At 53.7% G+C, this 9,382-nt stretch carries 7 protein-coding genes and 1 pseudogene; 4 read left to right on the top strand and 4 right to left on the bottom strand.

Features of this window, described 5'->3' with window-relative positions; all coding sequences use genetic code 11:
* Positions 1-384: substrate-binding domain-containing protein (locus WFM46_RS21025; RefSeq protein WP_336998442.1), on the top strand; the 384-nt coding region annotated here is incomplete at its 5' end.
* On the opposite strand, the gene WFM46_RS21030 is transcribed toward WFM46_RS21025, so the two are convergent.
* The 4 genes from WFM46_RS21030 to WFM46_RS21045 all read right to left on the bottom strand — a co-directional run bounded on the left by WFM46_RS21030 (position 377) and on the right by WFM46_RS21045 (position 5,391).
* The gene (locus WFM46_RS21030; RefSeq protein ID WP_336998443.1) at positions 377-1,261 is read right to left on the bottom strand and encodes an NAD(P)-dependent oxidoreductase; all 885 of its coding nucleotides are present in this window, start codon (positions 1,259-1,261) and stop codon (positions 377-379) included. The genes WFM46_RS21025 and WFM46_RS21030 overlap by 8 nt on opposite strands.
* Before the next feature lie 50 nt (positions 1,262-1,311).
* On the bottom strand, positions 1,312-2,667 hold the full coding sequence (locus WFM46_RS21035; protein ID WP_159339187.1) for an NAD(P)H-dependent oxidoreductase: 1,356 nt from the start codon (positions 2,665-2,667) through the stop codon (positions 1,312-1,314).
* 25 nt (positions 2,668-2,692) lie between these two features.
* Positions 2,693-4,051: an MFS transporter gene (locus tag WFM46_RS21040; protein ID WP_336998444.1), complete on the bottom strand. Its 1,359-nt coding sequence runs from the start codon at positions 4,049-4,051 to the stop codon at positions 2,693-2,695.
* A gap of 233 nt (positions 4,052-4,284) precedes the next feature.
* Positions 4,285-5,391: an NADH:flavin oxidoreductase/NADH oxidase gene (locus tag WFM46_RS21045; protein WP_103178979.1), complete on the bottom strand. Its 1,107-nt coding sequence runs from the start codon at positions 5,389-5,391 to the stop codon at positions 4,285-4,287.
* Positions 5,392-6,252: 861 nt separating this feature from the next.
* Here WFM46_RS21045 and WFM46_RS21050 point away from each other — a divergent pair.
* The 3 genes and pseudogenes from WFM46_RS21050 to WFM46_RS21060 all read left to right on the top strand — a co-directional run.
* Positions 6,253-6,813: a fimbrial protein gene (locus WFM46_RS21050; protein WP_180210550.1), complete on the top strand. Its 561-nt coding sequence runs from the start codon at positions 6,253-6,255 to the stop codon at positions 6,811-6,813.
* Positions 6,814-6,874: 61 nt separating this feature from the next.
* A complete protein-coding gene (locus tag WFM46_RS21055; RefSeq protein WP_336998445.1) occupies positions 6,875-7,537 on the top strand; it encodes a fimbrial biogenesis chaperone in 663 nt (220 codons plus the stop codon).
* A gap of 78 nt (positions 7,538-7,615) precedes the next feature.
* A pseudogene (locus WFM46_RS21060) lies at positions 7,616-9,295 on the top strand (fimbria/pilus outer membrane usher protein); the annotation flags it as partial.
* Positions 9,296-9,382: the final 87 nt, after the last annotated feature.

The raw sequence follows: 9,382 nt of genomic DNA on the forward strand, positions 1-9,382 counted from the left end.
GGTCTGCAGGCGCAGGGAATTGAATGTAATAAACAGCTTATCGCAGTGAAGAATTTTCGCGATCCACTCGCCAGCCAGTCGCTTGATGAATTGCTGTCGCTTGCAGAACCACCGACAGCAATCATTATTGGCAATACGTCAATCGCACCGGTCATCATGTCGCGGATCCGCGAGCTAAAATTGGCTGTGCCCGATGACCTTTCCGTCATTGTTTATCATGACAGTCACTGGAGTCGCCTGCTGAGCCCGTCCATTAGCGTTATTAAACATCCTCTTGAAGAACTGGCCAGTAAAGCACTGTTGAGTTTATCCGGTGAACAGCAAAAACCCTGCGAACTGGATAGCATATTAGTTAAAAGAGAAAGTGTTTCCAGGATTAAATAGCCACCTTATTTAAACGCTGGATTTGCTTAATAATGGCGCAATGATCCAGGTCACCCTCTCCGGCATCAATCATCTGGCTGAAGAGTTGATTCACTGTTTCTGTTAACGGTAGGGTCAAATTAAGCTGCTTCGCCAGTGCCACCGCACTGCGCGTGTCTTTAAGCTGCCACTTTGCAGCGCCCCGAGCTTTAAAATCCCCTTTAACCATGCGTTCGCCCTGGTGTTGCAACAATGTGGAATCTGCAAACCCGCCGAGTAGGGCTTCGCGCACTTTTTCTGGATCGGCGCCGCCGCGTTGCGCGAGAGTAAAAGCTTCCGACAATAAACTTAAGGTTCCGGCGACAATAATTTGGTTTGCAAGTTTGGTGAGCTGACCGGCTCCAACTTCTCCGACATGCGTGACTTTCCCCAGGTGTGATAGCAAAGGACGAAGGCTATCAATGAGCTGCCTGTCTCCTCCCGCCATTAAGGATAATGAACCTTTCTCTGCGCCTGTTGTTCCGCCGGAAACAGGGATATCGACATAGTGGGCCTGAACACTATGCGCCTTACGTGCTTGCTCAACCACAATATCCGGCGACAGGGTACTCATCATGAGGATGATTGTATCTGGACCAATGTACTGAAGTGCGTCGTGATTGAATATCACCTCATCGCACGCCGTTGCATCACTTAACAAACAGATGATGAGTTCACTGTCTGCCAGTAACTGCGAAGCAGATTGTTCGATCTTTACGCCAGCGCTTGCCAGTTGTAGCGCTTTTTCTTGCGACCTGTTCCATACCGTGACCGGATATCCGGCTGCGACAAGTCGACGCGCCACAGGTTGTCCCATCAACCCCGTACCCAACAAGCCAATACGCATTTCGCTTTTCATTTGTCCTCCTGATATACCCGCAACAGTAGCCGTTGCGGGTATCACCCTGTTTATAATCCCGCAAGATTGACCATTTGCTTGCGCAATTCGACGATATCCAGATTGTTGTCAAAATGAACATCGGAGAAACGAATCGCCTTATCTTTTGCGACATCCTTCACCAGTCGGACATGATGGGCCAGCCCCATTGGCAAAAAATCTTGTGCCACACTGATGCTGGCTGGCAAGGCATTGGCCCAGACAGTAAACCCGCCTTCACCATCCAGCATCTCACCCGCTTTGAGATCGCGTTTTGCCGTTGCAACCGCATCGCCCCGGAAACTTAATGCTGTCCCGGTAGCTTCTCCTCGTAATACCGCGGAGAGAATACTGATGCTGGTTTCCAGACCAATCAGATGGAAAGGGCGCCACATCGACGCGTACCAGCCGCTTGGGTCGGTCAGTAATCCGTACTGTTTGAAACAGGCCCGGCTGTATTCATCCCGGGCTTTAAATGTCACGAAAACGCCGTATCGGATATTGTTAAGCACCTCACGTCCGTCAGGCTCCTGACTGGCTGCGATATCCACAAGCCCACTGCGACCCAGGCGCCCGCCATCAGATGCCGGAGAGAAGACCCGCGCCAGGTCATGCACCCCGGCAGGGGGAAATTCCAGTCCGTTATCGGGACAGTCTAATCCGGTTGCGTTGGCGACAGCCGCCATCTCAATGGCCGCTTTAGTACCATCGGTAAACGAGTTGTACATTTTTGGGTTAAAGTCCCCGGCAGCAACTTCTTCGTCAGACCAGCCAAAGAATCCCCAGACGGTATCCGGTGTGGAGTAGCGGTATCGCGGTTCGTAATTCATCCCTTTACCTGCGGCAACGATTTCAAAGCCACAGGCTTTAGCCCAGTCAACCAGTTCACAAATGATCGCCGGTTGATCACCATAAGCCATGCTGTAAATCACCCCGTTCTGGCGCGCACGTTCCGCTATCAAAGGCCCGCACAACACGTCGGCTTCCACATTTACCATCACCACGTGTTTTCCATTTTCGACCGCATGGAGAGCGTGACGAGTGCCGGCCAGAGGATGTCCCGTCGCTTCAACTATGCAATGGATTTGCTCACACCGGATCAGCTGTTCTGCATCCTCAACGACGCAGGTTGTGCCTTCGCGTAAAGCTGCTTCGATGTTATGCGCCTGATACTGCGATTCTGGCCATCCCACACGCGCCAGGGCAGCACGGGCTTTCGGGACATCCAGGTCTGCAACGGCCACCACATGCAGCCCTTCCAGGTGTCGCAGTTGGGCAAGTACCATCGAACCAAATTTGCCGGCGCCGATAATGCCCACACGAACAGGCTGTGCTGAACCCGATTTTGCGGCACAGGCACGCTCAGCTAACAATGCTGCTAAGTTCATTTTCTACTCCTTTAAGGGGGATGGATTAACGCCAGCCAGCAATCTGACGGCGATTTCTGCTCATGAGATAAATCAGCAACGGCGAGAACAAAACCAGGACAGCTAACAGATAGAGACCGCTCTGTGATTTACCGGAAATCGAGATAACGAGGCCAACCAGGAAGGGCCCGAAGAACCCACCAATATTGCCAATTGAGTTAATCAGTGCCATGCCACCGGCACAGCCTCGGCTGGTAAGAAAGGATGCTGGAAGGGTATAAAACGTCGGCACGCATGACAGCATACCCACCGTCGAAAGCGTTAACCCCACCATGGATATCACGGGTGAGTCGCTGATAGCGGCGACCACAAATCCGACAGAAAAGAGCAGCGATGGAAGAATAAAATGCCAGGTTCGCTCATTGGTTTTATCAGAGTGATTCGACCACCAACACATCACCACCGCGCCTGCGATATAGGGAATCGTACCCAGCATGCCGACAACAGTATCAGAGTAATCGAAGCGCTTGATAAACTGCGGCATCCAGAAACCGAGGCCTGTGAGACCAATGACGGTAAAGAAATAGGCCATCCCCAGCAGCCAGACTCGTCGGTCTTTGATCATTTCCCTGAAACCGGAGTGTCCGGCGGACAAGGTCGCCTGTTGGTCTTTTTCCATCAGGTCCTGATAAGCCTGACGCTCTTCGGGTTTAAGCCAGGACGCTTTAGACGGTTTATCGGTAAGATAAAGAAAAACCACAACGGATAAGATGACAGGCGGGCAACCTTCAATTAAAAATAGCCACTGCCAACTCTCCAGCCCCCCAACATTATGGAAATTATCGAGAATATAACCCGAGATCGGATTGGCGATAATAGCAGCCAGCGGAACACCTAAATAGTAAATGGAGAAGACCTTAGCCAGCTCCTTTTTGGGAAACCAGGTTGTGAGATAGAAAACAATACCTGGCGCCAGTCCCGCCTCGGCCACGCCCAGTAAAAAGCGCAGGATACTAAGCGTCACCACGCCTTGTACAAACGCCATCGCCATGGAAATAATGCCCCATGTGATCATGATTCGGGCTAACCAGAAGCGTGCACCGTATCGTTCCAGCAGCACATTGCTGGGAATTTCAAACAGGATATAACCGAAGGAGAATATCCCCACAGCAAAGCCAAAATGTTCAGGCGTTAACCCCAGGGATTGATTCATGGTTAACGCGGCCATGCCGATATTTGAGCGATCTATAAACGCAAGCAGATACATCAGCAGTATCAGGGGCATCAGCCGAAATTTGGCTTTTTTTACCGCCCCCCTTGCCAGCGATGAAATTTCTGTTTGGCCTGGCTCAGGCGTAACACCCACACCGGCCAGCGTACTATCGAACTCTTCTACGTGTTTCATGATGTATCCCAGTAGCGTTTAACCCACTGAAAATCACGGAAAATGCATGAATACCGCGACAGTTTTATGAAAAAGTAAAACGTTTTACTTTTTTCAAGAGTTTTACGACTGATACAGAAACAGTCAAGAGATGCGCGGGGAAAGTTAATAAATTGTGACTAGGTTAACGAGTTGTAAATGATCATGCTTTCAGGCGGGGAAGGATACCCGTGATGCCACGGGTATCCGAAACATCAGGACTTAAACAGGTTCTTCAGGGTGTGCGGCTGGCAACGCAGATACTGTTCCGGCGCATGGACCTGGGCGCCCAGCGCCGCTGCCGCATGCCATGGCCAGCGCGGGTTATAGAGTGCGCCGCGGGCGATGGCAATAAAATCAGCATCCCCGCTGGCTACGATGGATTCCGCATGCTCGGGCTCGGTAATTAATCCCACCGCCACCACCGGAATATTTACCGCAGCTTTCACCGCCCTTGCCAGCGGCACCTGATAGCCCGGATAGACCTCAATCTTCTGATCCGGATGCAGACCGCCGCTGGAGACATGGATCACGTCAACGCCACGCGCTTCCAGCATTCTGGAGAACTCGACCGCTTCTTCAAGGTTAAATCCGCCTTCCACCCAGTCCGTCCCGGAGATACGCACGCTGATGGCTCTCTCCGCCGGGAAGGCTTCCCGCACCGCGTCGACAATTTCCAGTGGGAACCGGGCTCTGTTTTCCAGCGAACCGCCGTAATTATCCGTGCGCTGATTAGAGAGCGGCGATAAAAACTGATGGAGCAGATAGCCGTGGGCGGCGTGGATCTGGATCAGATCGATATTCAGTCTGGCAGCACGTTTTGCGGCCTCAGCGAACTGGTTGCGGATTTCGGCTAAGCCCTCGCTGTCGAGAGCGGTTGGCGGGACATAGCCCTCGTTGTAAGGCACTGCAGAAGGGGCTAACGTCTGCCAGCCCCCTTGCTGGTCGGGTGGGATTTGCTGCCCCCGATGATCCCACGGCTTGTGCGTTGACGCTTTTCTGCCCGCGTGGGCCAGCTGGATGCCAACAGGAATATCAGACCACTTACGCAGGGTATCCAGCACCCGGCCCATCGCTTCCTCGGTTTTGTCATCGTAGAGCCCGACGTCAGCGTAGGTAATGCGGCCTTCCGGGGAGACGGCTGCCGCCTCAATGGTAAGCAGACCCGCACCGGAAAGGGCCAGTTGCCCCAGATGAAGGGTATGCCAGTCATTCATGCAGCCCTCTTCGGCAGAATACTGACACATGGGGGCGATCACGATGCGATTGTCGAGTTCAAGATTGCGGATACGTAACGGTGTAAACAGCTTGGGTTGAGACATACATGTCACTCCAGATTGCAGCGTTAGAAACAGGGGAGGGCGATTTTTACCCTTATATATTCATCAACATAACGCAGAGATAACGATAACTGAACCTGCCGTTTATGCAAAAGTCCGCTGCGTCAGACGCAACGCTTTAATGATTACGCTATTCACTTTGCGACGTTGCTGAAAGATGCGCCATCAGAAAATCGACAAACACTTTCACTTTTTTGCTGTTCCTGCGGTTAGGGGGCCGTGAGTATCTAACGGGGGTGTCACGATGCGCACCGTGACATGGGCGGCTTTATCGTGCTCCAGATAATAACAATAAAACATGGTGCGGGTTTTATTTTAAACCCTGCTCAGGGTATTTGAAATAACACTTAAGTTGTCTGTATTGGTATTTTAATGTAAACATTGATATTCGGTTTTTTTATTTATTAGCTCGTTATAAGATTTATCTGAATATTAATTTCACTGCTAGTTTTCCTCTTGGGTATAATTGCAAAGATAGCCATTTTATAGGGCTGAATGTTATTTTTATGTAGCCATTTCTCACCATTGCAGTGCAAGAAAATACAAAAATATTAAGATTAATCAATGACGTCAATGTTGACATGTCAACATTGCCGGGGCGGCTAGTTTGCGCAGCAGATACCCGGTTGTTTTTTAGTGATACGGGAAATATCATTTTTATGCGCGTAGGTGGATTAAACGCAGTTTATTTTTAAATAAAGGGCGATTAATCAGGGGAATAATGCTCTCTGGTTAGCCGGGAGAGGCATTTTAATTTAAAGGGAAACGCAGAAGGGATGAGTTTTAGGACCGGAGGGTATCGGTCAACGTCATCATGAATAACAAGTAAAGTTGAGCGTAATAATGAAGAATCAATTTCGCGTAGCTGCAATTCTGGCGGGCACGCTGGCCTCTGGTGCCGCATTTTCTAATAATATGACCACGAATCCGGGTGCTGCCGCGGGTACGCAAAACACCGGCGGGATCGTGGAGTTCAGCGGTGAAATCGTCGACGCCTCCTGCAATATCACCACCAAAAGCAAAGACGTGCAGGTTGACCTGGGGAAATGGGGCGCAAGCTATTTCACCGCAGCGGGCACCGAAACGACTAAAACCCCTTTCAAAATTGAGGTAGATAACTGTCCGGCGTCGGTGACGACGGTTGCCGTGCTGTTCGATGGTCAAAAAGATGCCCTTGATGCCACCCTGCTGGCGGTGGCCGGCGGAGCGAAAGGTGTGGGTATTAAATTGTATAACAACGGCGCATCCAGCTCTCAGGTTGCCCTGGGGACGGTTTCAGCGAGCGTTCCGGTAGCCTCCGGTAAAGCCACGGTGCCCTTTTTTGCTGACTACGTCTCCACGGAGAAGACAGTCACCCCGGGTGCGGCTAATGGCGTTGCAAACTTCCTGATGGTTTATAACTGATCCCCGCATGAGCAGGCCCTGCGCCTGTTCATTCTCTTTTTTGTCCAATGGTATCTGCACGATGAAACAGCTTCTTGCCGCTGTGATGACCGCTTTTCTTCTGGCCTGCGCCACCGCTCAGGCCGGGGTAGTGATGGGCGGAACCCGCGTGATCTATGAGGAAGGGAAACGCGAAGCCACCATTACGGTGACGAACATGGATACCCGCGTTCCCTACCTGGTGCAGTCGTGGGTGGAAAACCAGGCCGCAGACGATAAACGCCCGGTGCCTTTTGTGGTTACGCCGCCGCTCTTTCGCCTCGATCCTGAGCAGGAGAACGTCCTGCGGATCAGCTTCACCGGGGGCGCATTGCCTACAGACCGGGAGTCAGTGTACTGGCTGTGCGTGAAAAACATCGCCCCGACGCAAAAAGCGGCGTCCAACAAGCTCCAGATCAACGTGAAATCGAAGTTCAAGCTCTTCTGGCGGCCAAAAGGGCTGGGCGAGGCCAAAGACGCCTGGCAGAAGCTGACCTTTACCCGACAGGGTAACCGGCTGGTGGCCCATAACCCGACGCCGTTTTATGTCTCCCTCTACAGCCTGACGGTCGGCGGAAAAGCGATCCCCGAACCGGGCATGATCGCGCCTAAGAGCAGCCAGATATGGACGGGGGTCGGCACCGGGCAGGTGACGTGGCGCGCCATTAACGACTCTGGCGGTATCACTGACGCCGCGCAGCAGTAACCGGGGGCGAGGGTGAAAACGAACACTTCACGCCGCGACGGTGCGTTACTGCTGGCAACGCTCCCCACTGCGCTGTTGATGCTCTCCAGGCCCGGGGTGGTGCGGGCAGAAGATTACTTCGATCCGGCGGCGCTGGAACTGAGCTCTGCGCAGCAAAAAACCGCCGATCTGCACTATTTTGCCACCGCAGGCGGGCAGCAGCCCGGCACCTGGCCGGTCACCATCTGGGTCAATGACCAGCAGGTCAGCGAGGGGAATATCACCTTCGTGGAGGAGAATGGTACCCTTGTGCCAGTGCTGACGGCGGCCCAGCTGGCGGAATATGGCGTCAACGTTAGCGCGTTCTCCTCATTTGAACGCCTGCACGACGGGGAAACCTTCACCCGTATCGGCCAGTACATCCCGGATGCCAGCAGCCGGTTCGACTTCCCGACCCAGCGGCTGAACCTGAGTATTCCCCAGGCGGCAATGAACGTTCAGCGCGAGGGGTATATTGATCCCGCACGCTGGGATGAGGGGATACCGGCGGCGTTTGTCGACTACACGCTCTCCGGCGCGCAAACCGGGCAATCCACCCATAACGGGCGCTCCACCTTCCTCAACCTGCGCAGCGGGGTGAACCTCGGGCCGTGGCGGCTGCGCAACACCTCGTCCATGCAGTACGACTCCACTCGGCGCTGGCAGTCGCTCAGTACATACCTGCAACGGGACGTCGCCCCGCTGAAAAGCCAGCTGCGGATTGGGGATACCTACACCAGCGGGGAGGTGTTTGACAGCGTGCAGTTTCGCGGCGTCCAGCTGATGTCAAATGAAGAGATGCTCCCGGACAGCCTGCGCGGTTTTGCTCCGGTGATCCGCGGCGTCGCCCACAGTAACGCCAAAGTGACCATCTCCCAGCATGGCTACGTGACCTACGAAACCTACGTCTCCCCGGGGGCGTTTGCTATTAAGGATCTCTATCCGACCGCGCAGAGCGGCGACCTGGAGGTCAACGTGAAGGAGAGCGACGGTTCGGAGCGCACCTTTACCCAGCCGTTCTCGTCCGTGCCGTTTATGCTGCGGGAGGAGCGGGTAAAATACAGCCTCAGCGCCGGGCGCTTTCACCCAGGCCACGATGAGAGCCGCACCCCGGCGTTTATCCAGAGCACGCTGTTTTACGGTTTACCGGCAGCCTTTACCCTGTCTGGTGGCACGCAACTGGCTGATGATTATTACGCGCTGGCCCTCGGGGTGGGGCATAGCTTAGGGGAGCTGGGCTCGCTGGGTACCGACGTGACGCTGGCAGACACCACAACCCCCTCCGGCAAGCGCTACCGCGGCCACTCCCTGCGGGCGCAGTATCAGAAAAGTTTTGCCCGGGCGGGCACCTCGTTCAGCCTCGCCAGCTACCGCTACTCCTCCAGCGGGTTTTACGACTTCAGTGAGGCGATGAGGCTGGAGCAACGTTACGGGCTGGTGGATAACAAACGCACCCGGGAAGAGGTTGCCATCAGCCAGACCCTCGGCGAGGTGGGGAACCTGTCGTTGTCCGCTTACGTTCAGGACTACTGGCACAACCAGAGCAGCGACAAAACGCTCCATGCCGGCTTTTACAGCGCCTGGAAAGGGATCTCCTGGGGGCTGGGCTACTACTATACCCAGTCCAGCGGACACAATAATCCCGATCGCTCCTGGTCCTTCAATATCACCATGCCGCTGGATGGTTCGCTTGCCAGCAGTTCAGTGAGCTACACTGGAAGCCCAGGGCATAGCCGATACCCGGAATGGCCGACTCAAAAACCATTCGGCCATTGATAAAGGTCTCATTCCCGGTGCGCTCCTGTTCATATTTCAACGCTATTGCCC

The organism is Leclercia sp. M50, from assembly GCF_037150775.1.
Classification (GTDB): Bacteria; Pseudomonadota; Gammaproteobacteria; order Enterobacterales; family Enterobacteriaceae; genus Enterobacter.